The following is a 14,143-nucleotide window of genomic DNA, read 5'->3' as shown; positions in this document are numbered from 1 at the left end:
CACCATGCCGCTGCTCGCCCATGTGTTCGAGCAGGAAGGCGCGCTCGATCGCCTCGAGGCCTTTGCCTCTCTCAACGGCCCTGCCTTCTACCGCATGCCACCCAACGACACCCGCATCACACTCACCAGACAACCCACCCCCGTCGCCTTCCCCGCAAGGATCGACACTCAAGACGGACCCGTCACCGTCTTCGATCCAGGCTTCAAGGTGAAATGGAGAGTGGAAAGCGCCTGACACCTGATCCGAACTTGCAACCGCCGCCGACCCGGCCAACAGAGAAAACCGATGTTTTCAAACACATTTCCAGACAGGGAGTTGATCTCCGAAACCGTCGCTAAGATGCTGCTGGAAATCGACGCCGTGCATTTCAGGGCCGACCAGCCCTTCACCTTTACGTCCGGTCTCGCGAGCCCGGTCTATATAGACTGCCGCAAGCTGATTTCATATCCGCGCATCCGCTCGGCCTTGATGGATTTCGCAGCATCCATAATCGTCAGGCAGGTCGGCTTCGAACAGTTCGACGCTGTGGCAGGCGGCGAGACGGCCGGCATTCCGTTCGCGGCATGGCTGTCGGACAGGCTTGGGCTGCCGATGCTCTATGTGCGCAAAAAGCCCAAGGGCTTTGGCCGCGATGCCCAGATCGAGGGTTCTCTCAAGGATGGCGCGCGCGTGCTGCTTGTCGAGGATCTGACGACCGATGGTGGTTCGAAAATCAAGTTCGGCGACGCGATCAACCGCACCGGCGCCACCGTCGCCGACACATTCGCGGTGTTTTATTACGATATCTTCCCCGACACCCCGCAGCGTCTCGCCGAGGCCGGCATGCGGCTTCACTACCTGGCAACGTGGTGGGACATATTGAAGGTCTGCAAGAACGAAAACCGCCTTCCCCCGGGAACAATCGCCGAGGTGGAAAGCTTCCTGAACGATCCGGTTTCGTGGTCCGCCGGTAACGGCGGCATATCGGAACTGCAGCGCTAATACCAAGGAGTGCGTGATGTTTGAATCGCTGGTCAAAAGCATAAACGAAGCGGGCGGCAGCGTGCGCGCCTATGATGCCTGCAGTCGCGAGGCGCGCACCCGCATAGCCGACGAACCCCAGAACGCCGCGGCTCTGCTTCTGATTTCCTACGCGACACAGCGCTTCGTGGATTCCTACGACGACCAGCCTCTGACCGTGAAAGAAGCCGCCGAGGAGCTCGACGAGATCACGCAGATCGTCGGCATTCTGGACGCCGCATTTTCCGACGGGTCGGAGAAAGCGAAGCTCGATGCGCTGAATGCCGTATCGGCGCGGTTAGCGACGTAGCCGGACTGCCGTGTAGGTCGTCTCATTCGACCTGAGCCTTCATGTGCACCCGGCCCGCCGCATCGGCGGTCCACAATGAGCCGTCTTCAGCAGCGCAGACATCGATCGGATTGCCTGCGATAGCGGGTGACACGCCCCGGTAACTGAATTGCCCGGGCACGGTGCCTGTGCGAGATGCGGCGAGGTTGAAAAGCAGCGTCGCCTGCAGCGGCCCATGCACCACGAGCCCGTCATAGCCCTCGACATCCTTCGCATAGGCCGGATCGTAATGAATTCGGTGTCCGTTGAAGGTGATCGCCGAGTAGCGGAACAAAAGCACCGGGGAGGTTTCGAGGCGCCTCGTAACGTCCGGCGCCTGCTCCGCCGACGGACCAGCCGCCGCCGAAGTGCCGTCCGCGCGGTAAACGATGTCATGCCGCTCCCGGACCGCCAGGCCGCGCGGCGAATGATAGTCGTGATCCACCGCGACGAACCACAACTCGCCGCTGCGCCCCCGTTTGTGGGTCACATCCACAACCGTCGAAACGCGCCGCACTGTGTCGCCAATTCGGAGCGGTGCAAATGTCTCGATGCGCCCGCCGGCCCACATGCGCCTTGGCAGCGGCACTGGCGGGAGATCCCGGTTCTTGGCCGGATGTCCGTCGCGCCCGAGCGCTTCCATGGGCGCGATCGCCGGTGACAGGCACCAGTGCAGGCAAAGCGGCGCCTCGTCCTCAGGCGTCGGCGCGAGCCAGTCGCCGAAGATGGCGCGAAAGCTCTTCACGAGCCGCGGCGTCACCTCGTCGATATGCTCGCTGGTGCGGCCGATCCATTCGGCGAAAGGTTCCTCGGCATCGGCCATCGCAAGCGCTCCCGCTAGTAGGATCGCGGCAGGCCGAGCACGTGCTCGGCGAGATAGGAAAGGATCAGGTTCGAGGAGATCGGCGCCACCTGATAGAGCCGCGTTTCGCGGAACTTGCGCTCGATGTCGTACTCTTCGGCAAATCCGAAACCGCCATGCGTCTGCGCACACACATTGGCAGCCTCGTTGGAGGCGTCCGCCGCCAGCAGCTTCGCCATATTGGCTTCTGCCCCGCAATTCTCACCCGACTCGTAGCAGCGCAGCGCCTCGCGCAGCATCAGCTCGGCCGCGCGCATATTGGCGTAGGCGCGCGCGATCGGAAACTGGATGCCCTGATTGGCACCGATGGCCCGACCGAAGACATTCCGCTCTCCGGCATAATGCGTGGCCTTTTCGATCAGCCATTTGGCATCGCCGATACATTCGGCAGCGATCAGGATGCGTTCCGCATTCATGCCTGAAAGGATGTAGCGGAAGCCCTTTCCTTCCTCGCCAACGAGATTGGCGGCCGGAATGCGAACATCGTCAAAGAAGACCTCGGTCGTGGAATGGTTCATCATCGTGCGGATGGGGCGAATGGTGAGCCCGTTGCCCGCCGCCACCCGCATATCGACGATGAACACTGACAGGCCGTCGGTGCGCTTTGCCACCTCCTCGCGCAGCGTGGTGCGCGCCAGCAGCACCATCAGGTCGGAATGTTCGGCGCGGCTCGTCCAGATCTTCTGGCCGTTGATCACATATTCCTCGCCCTCGCGGCGTGCGAAGGTGCGGATCGAGGTCGTGTCGGTGCCCGACGTCGGTTCGGTTACCCCGAACGCCTGCAGCCGCAATTCTCCAGCGGCAATTGCCGGCAGATATTGCTGCTTCTGCGCTTCCGAGCCATGCCGCAGCACGGTGCCCATCACATACATCTGCGCATGACAGGCAGCACCGTTGCAGCCAGCGCGCTGGATTTCCTCAAGCACCGCCGCGGCGCCCGAAAGCGGCAGGCCAGAGCCGCCATATTCCTCAGGGATCAGCGTTGCCAGATAGCCGGCCTCGGTGAGCCGCGCCACGAAGGCCGCCGGATATTCGCGCTTGGCGTCGAGCGCGCGCCAGTACTCCCCGGGAAATTCTGCACACAGCCTGCGCACCGCCTCGCGGATCTCGGGGTAGTCCGGGACTGGAAACATCTGCGCCTCCTCGCAGGGGCCTAACGGCCATGGCTATGCCGGCTACAGTGGCCGTACTTTCGCGCAGCTTCAACCCGGTGCGATGCAACCGCCTGCGGACAATTTTGCTCTTGCCCGCTGGCTGCCCAATGGATAAAAGTAGTATCCAGCATACCACTTAAAAGAGACAACCATGTCCACCCCATTGGCGGAACGGCAGAGCCCCAAGCCGGAAACGCCACTCGATCATCCCGGCATCGACAGGGCCTTTGTCGGCGGACTTGTGCGCGAATTCTATCGAAGAGTCCGCGGCAACGAACGCCTGGGCCCGATATTTGCCGGGGTGATCGGGGATCATTGGGAGCCGCATCTCGAAAAGATGACCGACTTCTGGTGCGCCGTAATCCTCAAGAACGGCGCCTACAGCGGCCGCCCTGTTCCCGCGCATCTGAAACTCAAACAGGTACGCGAAGAGGACTTCGACATCTGGCTCGGCATTTTCAGGCGCACGGCGACCGACCTCTGCACGCCGGAGGTGGCAGCTGTGTTCACCGAGCGCGCCGAACGCATCGCGCAAAGCCTCAAGCTGGCAATGTTCTTCCGCCTGCCTGCCGCCGGCATACCGCCAGGGGACAAATCGCATGGACAGACCTGACCGGGATCCCTTTGCGGACGCTGTTACGGCGTTCGTCGCACTCGCATGGCTCGGAATGCTTATTGGCGTTTCCTTCCTTGCGACCCCGGTCAAGTTCCAGGCGCCGTCGCTGGAGCTGCCCGTAGCGCTTGAGGTCGGCAGCGTCACATTCGCCGCCTTCTCCACGGTGGAGTGGGGCCTCTCGCTCGGGCTCGTCATAACGACCTTTTTCCCAAGGGCGTCCCGCACCACGGTGAGCCTGTCGGCGGCAGTTGTGGCAATCGTGACACTACAGGCATTGTGGCTTCTGCCGGCGCTCGAGGCCCGCGTGGCGGCGGTTGTGGCCGGCAGCCCGTTGCCGCCGTCGGCACACCACACGATTTACGCCGGTCTTGAGATCACAAAGGCACAGGCACTTGCTGCGATCTCGCTTCTTGCCCTATTCAGGCTTGGATGGCGCGATAGGCAGGATGCAACGGCGGAAGCCCCATGAAACTGACGCTTCACACCGATTATGCGCTGCGCATGCTGATTTTTCTCGCAGTGCACGACGAAAAACCGGTCACGGTTGCGCATGTGGCTTCGACCTACGGTCTGTCGCGCAACCACCTCCTGAAAGTGGCGCATAATCTCGGGCGGCTCGGCTATGTGAAGACGACGCGCGGCCGCTCTGGCGGTATCGCGCTCACCCGCAGTCCGGACGAAATCAATGTCGGCGCTGTCGTGCGGGCAACTGAGGACAGTTTCGCGCTGGTCGAGTGCCTCGGGCACGATGGCGGAGCCTGCGTGATCACTCCCGCCTGCCGTCTGCAGGGAATAATACGCAAGGGCGTCGATGCCTTCCTGGCGGTCTTCGACGAATACACGCTGGCCGACCTGGTCGACGAACGTAATCTGCTGGAAGAACTGCTGGCATTTCCGGAAACGAAGGCGGCGTAGCCTGTGAACGACCGCGAGGAACGCGCCGGTTACGCCTCACCCGCCTGCTTGCTGCACGAGGCGGACCCGGCCTATTCCGGCATCCTTGCTCACGACCCTCAGGCTGCGCTGGAGGTAGCCAGATGGCGCAAGTCGGAGCGAGCCCGCCTCATCGAGAAGCGGCTTTCGACGGCCGCCGCCAAGCGCGCGGAAGCGACCTCAAATATCGCCGCCACGCTTGACCGCGAAATCGGCGAATTCAGCGGCCGCATCATAGGTTTCTACTGGCCGTTCCGCGGCGAACCGGATCTTCGCGGCTGGGCTCAGGGTAAGCTCGGCGCCGGTGCGCGCATCGCCCTGCCGGTGGTGATCTCCAAGGGTCAGCCGCTTGAGTTTCGCAGCTGGGCGCCAGGCGATAAGCTGGAAAAGGGCATCTGGAACATACCTGTTCCCGCCACAGGCGAGGCCGTTTTGCCTGATATCGTGATTGCACCGCTGGTCGGCTTCGATCCCGCCGGCTATCGCCTCGGCTACGGCGGCGGATTCTATGACCGTACGCTCGCCGCGATGCCCACAAAGCCGCTCACGATCGGCGTGGGGTTCGAGTTCCAGAAACTGCCGACGATATTCCCGCAATGGCACGACGTGCCGATGGACCGGCTGGTGATCGAGCGCCTGAGCTGATCGCGCCAGGTGCGCCTATTGCGGCCGTTCCGAAATGCCGCCATTGGCCGACGACCATCCGATCGGGTCGTTGAGAAAGGACTCGACTTCCCTGATCGTGTCCGCCGGAAACCGGTTCTCGTCCTTGCAGACTTTCAGAATGTCCCACCAGGTGGCAAGGTAGTGAAGCCGCATGCCGGCATCCGCCAGCCGCTGCGGTGTGTCGGGGAAGATGTCGTAATAGAAGACCGCGAAAGTGTCGGTCACTTCCGCGCCTGCTTTGCGGATCGCTTCCGCAAACTTGATTTTCGAGCCGCCGTCGGTGGTCAGGTCTTCGACGAGAAGCAGCCGCGCGCCGTCGTTCAGCGACCCTTCGATCTGTGCATCGCGGCCGAACCCCTTGGGCTTCTTGCGCACGTAAAGCATCGGCAGGCCAAGCTTGTCTGACAGCCATGCAGCGAAGGGAATGCCTGCCGTTTCGCCGCCTGCCACCGCATCGAACTGTTCGAAACCGACATTGCGGACAATCACCGACACCCCGAAGTCCATCAGCGCTGATCGAATGCGCGGATAGGAGATCAGCTTGCGGCAATCGATATAGACCGGGCTTGCGAGGCCGGATGTGAAGGTGAATGGCTGGTCGGCTCTGAAATGTACCGCCTTGATCTCCAGCAGCATCTTCGCCACGGTTTCAGATATGACCGCGCGATCCGGGAAAGTGTTGGAGAACATGGTGTCGCCTCGCTGATTGACCGTCGCCTTTCGCTATCAACATTGGTCCGCACTAGCCAGCCCGCGCCGCAACATTCCACCGGTCGCAATACTCTCGACGCGCCATCCGCCATCTGACCAGCTACCGTGCGGCCGCTCGATCGGCTTCAATGTGGCTCGGGACACCGGCCGCCAGCTTGCGCGGCCCAAAGCGGCGCGCGTAAGCTCGCCGGAATGTGGGGCGGCGCCAGCTGCCCGGTCGGGAGCGGACGGGGGCACCGGATGACGGATTTTCTACTTCTCGCATTTATCTTCCTCGTCGCCGGTGTTGCGTCCGTGCCCATCGCCTCGCGGCTCGGACTGGGCTCCGTGCTTGGCTACCTGATCGCCGGCATTGCCATCAGCCCCATCCTCGCGCTGCTCAATGTCGATGTCGTCTCGATCCAGCATTTCGCCGAGTTCGGTGTGGTGATGATGCTGTTCCTGGTCGGGCTGGAGCTGGAACCGGAAAAACTCTGGCAGATGCGCGGCCGGCTGATCGGCCTCGGAGGCGGGCAGGTGGCTGCAACCACGCTCGTTGTGATGGCGGTCGCCATGGTGCTCGGCGAAACGTGGAGCATCTCGTTGGCGATCGGCCTTGTACTTGCGCTTTCCTCCACCGCCATCGTGCTGCAGACGCTGAACGAGCGCGGCATCCTGAGTTCCGATGGCGGCCAGGCAAGCTTCTCTGTGTTGCTTTTCCAGGACATCGCCGTCATCCCCATGCTTGCCCTGATGCCGCTGCTGGCGGCACCGGAACTGCTGGGCGCTGCAGCCGAAATCGCTCCTCACGGCGCGGAAGCCAGCCATGCCGCCGAAGCAGGACACGGTCCCGGCCTCAGCCTGGTCGATGGTCTGAACAGCTGGCAGACCGCGCTCGTCACCATCGCAGCGATCGGTATCGTGGTCGCGGGAGGCAGCTACCTCACACGTCCGATCTTCCGCTTCATCGCGATGGCACAGCTGCGCGAACTCTTCACCGCCACGGCTCTGATGATGGTTGTCGGTATCGCGCTTCTGATGTCGCTTGTCGGGCTGTCGCCCGCACTCGGCACCTTCCTGGCCGGCGTGGTGCTTGCCAACAGCGAATACCGCCACGAGCTGGAATCCGACATAGACCCCTTCCGCGGCCTTTTGCTCGGACTGTTTTTCATGACGGTGGGCGCCGGTATCAATTTTACGCTTCTGGGCGAGACGCTGTGGTTGACCATCGCGCTCACCCTCGGCCTGATGCTGGCCAAGTGCCTGGTGCTGCTGGCACTGGCCTATTTCTTCAAGCTGCGCGGCGCTGACAAATGGCTCTTCACGCTCGGCCTGGCGCAGGCCGGAGAGTTCGGTTTCGTGCTGCTGTCGTTCACGGTTGCCAACTCGATCCTGCCGCAGGCAATCGCAGATCAGCTTTTGCTGGTGATCGCACTTTCCATGCTGCTCACGCCGCTTCTCTTCATATTCTACGATCGCATCATCGTGCCACGCTACACGAGCGACGAAACGCGCGAGGCCGACGAGATCGAAGAACCGAGCCAGATTATTATCGCTGGTGCGGGGCGGGTCGGCGGCATCGTCAACCGCATGCTCAAATCAGCTGGCTACACGCCGACAATCATTGATTTCAACTCAAGCCACCTCGAGGCGCTGCGCACCTTCGGCGTCAAAGTTTACTACGGCGACGCGACCCGACCGGACCTGCTGGCGGCTGCCGGCATCGCCGACGCGAAGCTCTTTGTCATCGCGATCGACAACAAGGAGCAGATTAACGAACTGGTACGCTACGCAACGGCGACATATCCCAATCTGCATGTCATCGCGCGGGCCAGAAACCGGCATCATGTCTACGAGCTGTGGGCTGCCGGCTGCCGCGACATCATCCGCGAAACCTATGACGGCTCACTGCGCATGGGCCGCTCCGCTTTCCAGGCACTGGGTGCAAGCAAGAAGGCGGCGGAGCGCATGAAGGATCTGTTCAACGATACCGACCGCGAGGCGATGATTGCCGTCGCCGACGCTTATGATCCCGACATTCCCGCACATGAGAACGAGGCATATGTTGCGCGAATCCGCGAGGTTCTGGAAACCCGCCAGACCGAACTCATGGTGAAGATGGGCAAGATCCGAGAGGAAGAGGACGCAAAGCGCGAACCCGCAAGCTGAGCCGCGCTGCCTGTCCGTTTGCGGCCCGCCTCTATGCCGCTCCGGCTGTCTTTGCCTTTTCGAAGCGCTTGCGTTCGTGCGGGTCGAGATAGAGCTTGCGCAGCCGGATCGATTTCGGCGTTACCTCCACCAGCTCGTCGTCCTGGATCCAGGCAAGCGCCCGCTCAAGCGTCATGCGCACCGGCGGCGTGAGCTTCACGGCCTCGTCCTTGCCTGCGGCGCGAACGTTGGAGAGCTTCTTGCCCTTGAGCACATTCACTTCGAGGTCGTTGTCGCGGCTGTGAATGCCGATGATCATGCCCTGATAGACCTTGACGCCCGGGTCGATGACCATCGGGCCGCGATCTTCCAGGTTCCACAGCGCATAGGCTACGGCCTCGCCGGGTTCGTTGGCGATCAGCACGCCATTGATGCGCCCGCCGATCTCGCCCTTATAGGGCTGATATTCGTGGAACAGACGGTTCATGACGGCGGTGCCGCGCGTATCCGTGAGCAGCTCCGATTGGTAGCCGATCAGGCCGCGCGTGGGCGCGTGGAAAACGAGACGCTGGCGGTTGCCGCCGGACGGCTTGAGTTCCACCATCTCGGCCTTGCGCTCGCTCATCTTCTGCACGACGACGCCGGCATGTTCTTCATCGACGTCGATGACGACTTCCTCGACCGGCTCCAGCAGCTGGCCGCTCTCGTCCTTCTGCATCACCACGCGCGGACGCGAGACGGCGAGTTCGTAGCCTTCACGCCGCATGGTTTCGATCAGCACGGCCAGCTGCAGCTCGCCGCGGCCTGAAACGTAGAAGGAATCCTTGTCGGCCGATTCCTCGATCTTCAGCGCAACATTGCCTTCCGCCTCGCGCAGCAGACGGTCGCGGATGACGCGTGAAGTGACTTTGTCGCCTTCGGTACCGGCAAGCGGGGAATCGTTGACGATGAACGACATTGTCACCGTTGGCGGGTCGATCGGCTGCGCCGGCAATGCCTGGTTAACCGACGGGTCGCAGAAGGTGTCGGCCACGGTGCCTTTCGAGAGACCGGCTATCGCCACGATGTCACCCGCCTGCGCCTCTTCGATCGGCTGGCGTTCGAGCCCGCGGAAAGCCAGTATCTTCGAGACGCGGCCGCTTTCCAGCTGGCTGCCGTCATGATGCAGCACTTTCACCGCCTGATTGGGCTTCAGCGAGCCTGACTCGATGCGCCCGGTAATGATGCGGCCCAGAAACGGATTGGCCTCCAGAATGGTCCCGATCATGCGGAACGGCCCTTCATGCACCGTCGGTTCCGGCACATGTTTGAGCACCAGATCGAATAGCGGTTTCAGCCCTTCGTCCTTCGGCCCTTCCGGATTTGCGGCCATCCAGCCATCGCGTCCCGAACCGTAGAGGATCGGGAAATCGAGCTGCTCGTCGGTGGCGTCCAGCGCCGCGAAGAGGTCGAACACCTCGTTCACCACCTCGACATGGCGCCCGTCCGGCCGGTCGATCTTGTTAATCGCAACGATCGGCTTCAGACCGACCTTGAGCGCCTTGCCGACCACGAACTTGGTCTGTGGCATCGGCCCCTCGGCAGCGTCGACGAGTACGATCGCGCCGTCCACCATATTGAGGATGCGCTCCACCTCGCCGCCGAAATCGGCGTGGCCGGGCGTGTCGACAATGTTGATACGCGTGTTGTTCCACTCCACCGAAGTTGCCTTGGCGAGAATGGTGATGCCGCGTTCCTTCTCAAGATCATTGGAATCCATCGCGCGTTCGGCCACACGCTGGTGTTCGCGGACCGAGCCGGACTGTTTCAGGAGTTCATCGACCAGTGTCGTCTTGCCATGGTCGACATGCGCGATGATCGCGATATTGCGGAGTTTCATGTCGGGTGCTCTGTGATTCGAGATGCGGGCCGGGGAGGAGGCCTCACTTGTTGCGGCGGCTCTTACAGCTTTTTGCCATCGGGCGATAGTGTCTGGGCAACGACGCCCGTAGTGGCCCGTCTTTCCATTCGCCTGTAGGCTGGCGCCGCCAGGATCGACGGAGGGAACCCGACATGCGGAAACTGCAGGCACAGGGCGTTCATCACATCACGCTGGTCGGCGCCGACCGGCAGACCTCGATCGACTTCTGGGAAGGCGTGCTCGGCATGCCCTTCATTTTCGAACAGCCCAATCTCGACCGAGCAGCCGAAAGCCATCTCTATTTCGATCCGGGCGACGGGCGCCTGATCACGATCTTTACGAACGAAGAGCGCAAGCCCGATCCGCGCCGCACGCCGACAGAGCCCGGATGCGTCCACCACATCGCGTTTAATGTGTCGCGCGTGACTTTCCTTCAGGCCGTCGAGCGGCTTGAGGAAAGGGGCATCAAGAACACCGGTCCGAAAGACCGCGGCTTCATGGATTCGATCTATTTCAATGATCCGCTCGGCCTGACCATCGAACTCGCCTCATATCGTTTCGAGCCGCCACTTGGCTTCACCCATGCCGACGTCTTGATGGAGGCGCACAGGATCAGGGTCGCGCGGGGTGACTACGCTATCGCCGAAATCCATCTGGCCGACGCGATCGAGCAGATCGTCGAGGGTTCGCGCGCGTCACTGTCCGAAGACCGCTCGCCGAAAAAGGCCTACTGAATAGCCCCTCGGTTCAGCAATAGACCTCCGGACCGTTCGATTGCGCCTCGCTGTAGCGAGCGCCATGCGCGAAGCCCGCCGGCAGTATCGTCTCGATTTCGGCGATCTCGGCAGCGCTCAGCTTCAGGTCGGCGGCCGCTGCATCTTCATCGAGATGCGCCGCCGAGCGCGTGCCCGGAATGGCGATGATGTTGTCATTCTTGCCAAGCACCCAGGCAAGCGCCAGCGTCGCCGGCGAAAGACCGCGCTGGATCGCATAGCGGCGGAACGGCTCGATAAGCGCCAGGTTGCGGGAGAAATTCGGCTCCTGAAACCGAGGGTTCTGGCCGCGAAACGCCTCAGCCGGGATCGACTTGGCGTCTGGCACCTCACGCGCGAACATGCCGCGCGCCACCGGCGAGAAGGCAACAAAGGCAGCTCCAAGCCGCTCGCAGGCCTGCAGCATGCCGAGCTCAGGCAGCCGCGTCCAAAGCGAATATTCGCTCTGCACAGCCATCACGGGATGTACAGCGGCGGCACGTTCCAGCGACGAAGGCGCGATCTCGGAATAGCCGATGCCGCCGATTTTGCCCTCTTCGACAAAACGCGCCAGCGTGCCGGTCACATCCTCGATCGGAATGCTCTGGTCACGCCGGTGGATGTAATAGAGTTCGACATGGTCGACACCGAGCCGCTTGAGCGAGCCCTCAAGGCATTCGCGCAGATAAGCCTCGGAATTGTCGAAACCGCGCTCGGGATGAACCCGTATGCCGCCCTTGGTAGCGATAGTGAAGCGGCCCGGGTGATCCTTGATGAAAGCGCCGATAACCTCTTCTGAAAGCCCGTTGCCGTAAATCAGCGCGGTGTCGAGGTGCGTGACGCCAAGCTCAAGGGCCCGCGCCAGCGTCGCGTGGCTTTCGGCAATGTCGGTGCCGCCATAGACGCCGGCGAAGCTCATGCAGCCGAGCCCGACCGCGCCGACCTGTTTGCCATTTCTGCCGAGTTGCCGCTGCTGCATTAAATCACTCTCCTTGTCAGAATTCACGCCGACCACGGCTACTCCGCCGGCGTCAGCCCGCGCTTTTCCATCATCGCCTCGGGCGATGGCATCTTGCCCCGGAACGCCGTGTAGAGTTCTTCCGGGTCGCGCGAACCGCCGGCCGAATAGATGAAGTCATGAAGCTTGCGCGCGGTCTCGCCGTCGAAGATGTCACCGGTCTCCTCGAACGCCTTGAAGGCGTCAGCGTCCAGCACCTCTGACCACATGTAAGAGTAATAACCGGCCGAATAGCCGTCGCCGGAAAACACATGCGCGAAATGCGGCGTGCGGTGGCGCATCGCTATTGCGTCCGGCATGCCCAGCTTCGCCAGCGTTTCGGCCTCGAATGCCAGCGGATCTGCTGGCGCGGCAGCTTCGGCATGGAAAGCCATGTCGACCAGCGCCGACGCGGTGAATTCGACAGTCGCGAAGCCGGCGTTGAAATTGCGCGCCGCGAGCATGCGTTCGACAAGCTCTTCCGGCATCGCCTCGCCGGTCTCGTGGTGGCGTGCGTGCTTGTTGAGCACTTCCGGCTCCGTCAGCCAATGTTCGTAAAGCTGCGACGGCAGCTCGACGAAGTCGCGCGATACGGAGGTGCCCGAAACCGAAGGCCAGGTGACGTCGGTCAGCATGCCATGCAGCGCATGGCCGAACTCATGGAACAACGTGCGCGCATCGTCCATGGAAAGCAGCGCCGGCTCGCCCTTCGGCGGCTTGGCGAAGTTCATCACGTTGTAGATGACGGGCATCGCACCCTCGCCAAGCTTGTGGCCGGATTCCAGCGAGCTCATCCAGGCGCCGGAGCGCTTGGAGGCGCGGTTGAAATAGTCGGCCACGAAGGTCGCCCGATGGTTGCCCTTTGCGTCATGCACCTCGAACACCCGCACATCCGGGTGCCAGCCGGGGACCTCGCCGCGCGCCTTGAAAGTGAGGCCGAAAAGCCGCCCCGCAACGTCGAAAGCAGCATCGGCAATATGCTCTAGCTGCAGATAGGGCTTCAGCTGTGCCTCATCGAGATCGTACTTTTCCGCCCGCAGCTTCTCCTGCCAGTAGCGCCAGTCCCAGGCTGCCAGCGGCTCGTTGCTGCCATTCGCGGCAGCGATGCGGCCAAGCTCGGCCTCGTCGTCGGCAGCCTTGCGTTTGGCGCTCTCCCACACAGGCTGAAGCAGCCCGAGAACCGAGCCTGCATCCTTGGCCATCGTGTCGTCGAGCTTCAGCGCCGCGTAATGCGGATAGCCCAGCAGCCTGGCCTTTTCGGCGCGCAACGAAAGAATCCGCGCAACGTTGTCGCGATTGTCTGTCTCGCCGCCATTTTCTCCGCGATGTGTGAAGGCGTGGAATGCCTTTTCCCGAAGATCGCGCCGTGCCGAGTAGGTGAGAAACGGTTCGATGATCGAGCGCGACAGCGTCACGGCGTAGCGGCTGGCCTGACCGCGCTCTTCGGCGGCGCCGCGCATGGCCGAAAGCAGGAAGCCGGGCAGACCTGCAAGGTCATCGCCCTCGTCGAGGAACATCGCCCATTCCGCCTCGTCGGCCAGAATGTTCTGCCCGAACGCAGCACCCAGCCGTGCAAGCTCGGAGTTGATTTCGGAAAGTCGCGCTTTGGCTTCGTCCCCCAGTTTGGCGCCGGCGCGCACGAAACCCTTCCAGGTCTTTTCCAGCACACGGTCGGTTTCGGCATCCAGTCCGAGTTCGGCACGGCGTTGGTAGAGCGCATCGATACGCGCAAAGAGTTCGGCATTCATCGCGATCGCCGAATAATGCGCGGCCATCTTCGGTGCGATCTCGCGCTCCAGCGCGCGGATGACGTCATTGGTATGAGCGCCCGCTCGTGTCCAGAACAGCGCGGACACCCGGCCAAGCGCGTCGCCGGAGAGTTCGAGCGCCGCGAGCGTGTTCTCGATCGTGGGCGCATCCGCCGATCCAGCGATCTGCGAGATTTCCCGATTATGCTCGGCAAGTGCTGCTTCGAAAACCGGCCTGAACTCGGCATCGTCCAACGCTGTGAAATCCGGCAGGCCAATCGGCCCCGTCCAATGGGTCATGGGATGAGATGTCAGGTCGATGGCGCTCACGGCTTTGTCCGGAATTGCT

At 62.3% G+C, this 14,143-nt stretch carries 14 protein-coding genes and 1 pseudogene; 9 read left to right on the top strand and 6 right to left on the bottom strand.

What is annotated here, in order from left to right; genetic code table 11:
* The 3 genes and pseudogenes from EP165_RS06935 to EP165_RS06925 all read left to right on the top strand — a co-directional run.
* A pseudogene (locus EP165_RS06935) lies at nucleotides 1–235 on the top strand (dihydroorotase); the annotation flags it as partial.
* A 51-nt stretch (nucleotides 236–286) separates the two neighbouring features.
* Nucleotides 287–982 carry an orotate phosphoribosyltransferase gene (locus EP165_RS06930; protein ID WP_127520738.1) on the top strand — a complete coding sequence of 232 codons (696 nt, stop codon included), beginning with the start codon at nucleotides 287–289 and terminating at the stop codon, nucleotides 980–982.
* A 16-nt stretch (nucleotides 983–998) separates the two neighbouring features.
* Complete coding sequence (locus tag EP165_RS06925) at nucleotides 999–1,310, top strand: hypothetical protein (RefSeq protein ID WP_127520737.1); 312 nt, start codon at nucleotides 999–1,001, stop codon at nucleotides 1,308–1,310.
* Between the two features lie 22 nt (nucleotides 1,311–1,332).
* Here EP165_RS06925 and EP165_RS06920 read toward each other — a convergent pair whose 3' ends face one another.
* Nucleotides 1,333–2,151: an HTD2 family dehydratase gene (locus EP165_RS06920; protein WP_127520736.1), complete on the bottom strand. Its 819-nt coding sequence runs from the start codon at nucleotides 2,149–2,151 to the stop codon at nucleotides 1,333–1,335.
* Nucleotides 2,152–2,165: 14 nt separating this feature from the next.
* Nucleotides 2,166–3,323 carry an acyl-CoA dehydrogenase family protein gene (locus EP165_RS06915; protein ID WP_127520735.1) on the bottom strand — a complete coding sequence of 386 codons (1,158 nt, stop codon included), beginning with the start codon at nucleotides 3,321–3,323 and terminating at the stop codon, nucleotides 2,166–2,168.
* Nucleotides 3,324–3,495: 172 nt separating this feature from the next.
* Between EP165_RS06915 and EP165_RS06910 the strand changes: the two genes are divergently transcribed.
* From EP165_RS06910 to EP165_RS06895, 4 genes are read left to right on the top strand one after another with little or no spacing between them, the layout of a single operon-like run.
* Nucleotides 3,496–3,957: a group III truncated hemoglobin gene (locus EP165_RS06910; RefSeq protein ID WP_127520734.1), complete on the top strand. Its 462-nt coding sequence runs from the start codon at nucleotides 3,496–3,498 to the stop codon at nucleotides 3,955–3,957.
* The gene (locus tag EP165_RS06905; RefSeq protein WP_127520733.1) at nucleotides 3,944–4,429 is read left to right on the top strand and encodes a DUF4149 domain-containing protein; all 486 of its coding nucleotides are present in this window, start codon (nucleotides 3,944–3,946) and stop codon (nucleotides 4,427–4,429) included. The genes EP165_RS06910 and EP165_RS06905 overlap by 14 nt, the downstream gene beginning before the upstream one ends.
* Complete coding sequence (locus tag EP165_RS06900; protein ID WP_127520732.1) at nucleotides 4,426–4,875, top strand: Rrf2 family transcriptional regulator; 450 nt, start codon at nucleotides 4,426–4,428, stop codon at nucleotides 4,873–4,875. Before EP165_RS06905 ends, EP165_RS06900 begins: the two co-directional genes overlap by 4 nt.
* 3 nt (nucleotides 4,876–4,878) lie before the next feature.
* Nucleotides 4,879–5,538, top strand: a complete 660-nt coding sequence (locus EP165_RS06895; RefSeq protein WP_127520731.1) for a 5-formyltetrahydrofolate cyclo-ligase — start codon at nucleotides 4,879–4,881, stop codon at nucleotides 5,536–5,538.
* Nucleotides 5,539–5,553: 15 nt separating this feature from the next.
* Here the strand turns inward: EP165_RS06895 and EP165_RS06890 are convergent, their stop codons facing one another.
* Nucleotides 5,554–6,249, bottom strand: coding sequence for an orotate phosphoribosyltransferase (locus EP165_RS06890; protein WP_127520730.1), 696 nt, complete (start codon nucleotides 6,247–6,249; stop codon nucleotides 5,554–5,556).
* Between the two features lie 261 nt (nucleotides 6,250–6,510).
* On the opposite strand from EP165_RS06890, the gene EP165_RS06885 reads away from it, so the two are divergent.
* Nucleotides 6,511–8,418, top strand: coding sequence for a cation:proton antiporter domain-containing protein (locus tag EP165_RS06885; protein WP_127520729.1), 1,908 nt, complete (start codon nucleotides 6,511–6,513; stop codon nucleotides 8,416–8,418).
* A gap of 31 nt (nucleotides 8,419–8,449) precedes the next feature.
* Here EP165_RS06885 and typA read toward each other — a convergent pair whose 3' ends face one another.
* Nucleotides 8,450–10,276 carry a translational GTPase TypA gene (gene typA / locus EP165_RS06880; RefSeq protein ID WP_127520728.1) on the bottom strand — a complete coding sequence of 609 codons (1,827 nt, stop codon included), beginning with the start codon at nucleotides 10,274–10,276 and terminating at the stop codon, nucleotides 8,450–8,452.
* A 173-nt stretch (nucleotides 10,277–10,449) separates the two neighbouring features.
* On the opposite strand from typA, the gene EP165_RS06875 reads away from it, so the two are divergent.
* On the top strand, nucleotides 10,450–11,031 hold the full coding sequence (locus EP165_RS06875; RefSeq protein ID WP_127520727.1) for a VOC family protein: 582 nt from the start codon (nucleotides 10,450–10,452) through the stop codon (nucleotides 11,029–11,031).
* A 13-nt stretch (nucleotides 11,032–11,044) separates the two neighbouring features.
* On the opposite strand, the gene EP165_RS06870 is transcribed toward EP165_RS06875, so the two are convergent.
* Nucleotides 11,045–12,028, bottom strand: coding sequence for an aldo/keto reductase (locus EP165_RS06870; RefSeq protein ID WP_127520726.1), 984 nt, complete (start codon nucleotides 12,026–12,028; stop codon nucleotides 11,045–11,047).
* 38 nt (nucleotides 12,029–12,066) lie between these two features.
* On the bottom strand, nucleotides 12,067–14,094 hold the full coding sequence (locus EP165_RS06865; protein WP_501981661.1) for a M3 family metallopeptidase: 2,028 nt from the start codon (nucleotides 14,092–14,094) through the stop codon (nucleotides 12,067–12,069).
* Nucleotides 14,095–14,143: the final 49 nt, after the last annotated feature.

Origin of the sequence: Mesorhizobium sp. Z1-4 (assembly GCF_004000235.1) — a bacterium.
Lineage (GTDB): Bacteria > Pseudomonadota > Alphaproteobacteria > Rhizobiales > Rhizobiaceae > RCIO01.
Note: the sequence above shows the minus strand (reverse complement) of the source record. Positions and strands in the feature narration are given on the sequence as shown.

Coding starts and splice junctions, on each gene's coding strand:
- EP165_RS06900 (WP_127520732.1), top strand. CDS start 4,426: ATGAAACTGACGCTTCACACCGATTATGCGCTGCGCATGCTGATTTTT.
- EP165_RS06930 (WP_127520738.1), top strand. CDS start 287: ATGTTTTCAAACACATTTCCAGACAGGGAGTTGATCTCCGAAACCGTC.
- EP165_RS06890 (WP_127520730.1), bottom strand. CDS start 6,249: ATGTTCTCCAACACTTTCCCGGATCGCGCGGTCATATCTGAAACCGTG.
- EP165_RS06925 (WP_127520737.1), top strand. CDS start 999: ATGTTTGAATCGCTGGTCAAAAGCATAAACGAAGCGGGCGGCAGCGTG.
- typA (WP_127520728.1), bottom strand. CDS start 10,276: ATGAAACTCCGCAATATCGCGATCATCGCGCATGTCGACCATGGCAAG.
- EP165_RS06865 (WP_501981661.1), bottom strand. CDS start 14,094: ATGACCCATTGGACGGGGCCGATTGGCCTGCCGGATTTCACAGCGTTG.
- EP165_RS06875 (WP_127520727.1), top strand. CDS start 10,450: ATGCGGAAACTGCAGGCACAGGGCGTTCATCACATCACGCTGGTCGGC.
- EP165_RS06870 (WP_127520726.1), bottom strand. CDS start 12,028: ATGCAGCAGCGGCAACTCGGCAGAAATGGCAAACAGGTCGGCGCGGTC.
- EP165_RS06915 (WP_127520735.1), bottom strand. CDS start 3,323: ATGTTTCCAGTCCCGGACTACCCCGAGATCCGCGAGGCGGTGCGCAGG.
- EP165_RS06905 (WP_127520733.1), top strand. CDS start 3,944: ATGGACAGACCTGACCGGGATCCCTTTGCGGACGCTGTTACGGCGTTC.
- EP165_RS06885 (WP_127520729.1), top strand. CDS start 6,511: ATGACGGATTTTCTACTTCTCGCATTTATCTTCCTCGTCGCCGGTGTT.
- EP165_RS06910 (WP_127520734.1), top strand. CDS start 3,496: ATGTCCACCCCATTGGCGGAACGGCAGAGCCCCAAGCCGGAAACGCCA.
- EP165_RS06920 (WP_127520736.1), bottom strand. CDS start 2,151: ATGGCCGATGCCGAGGAACCTTTCGCCGAATGGATCGGCCGCACCAGC.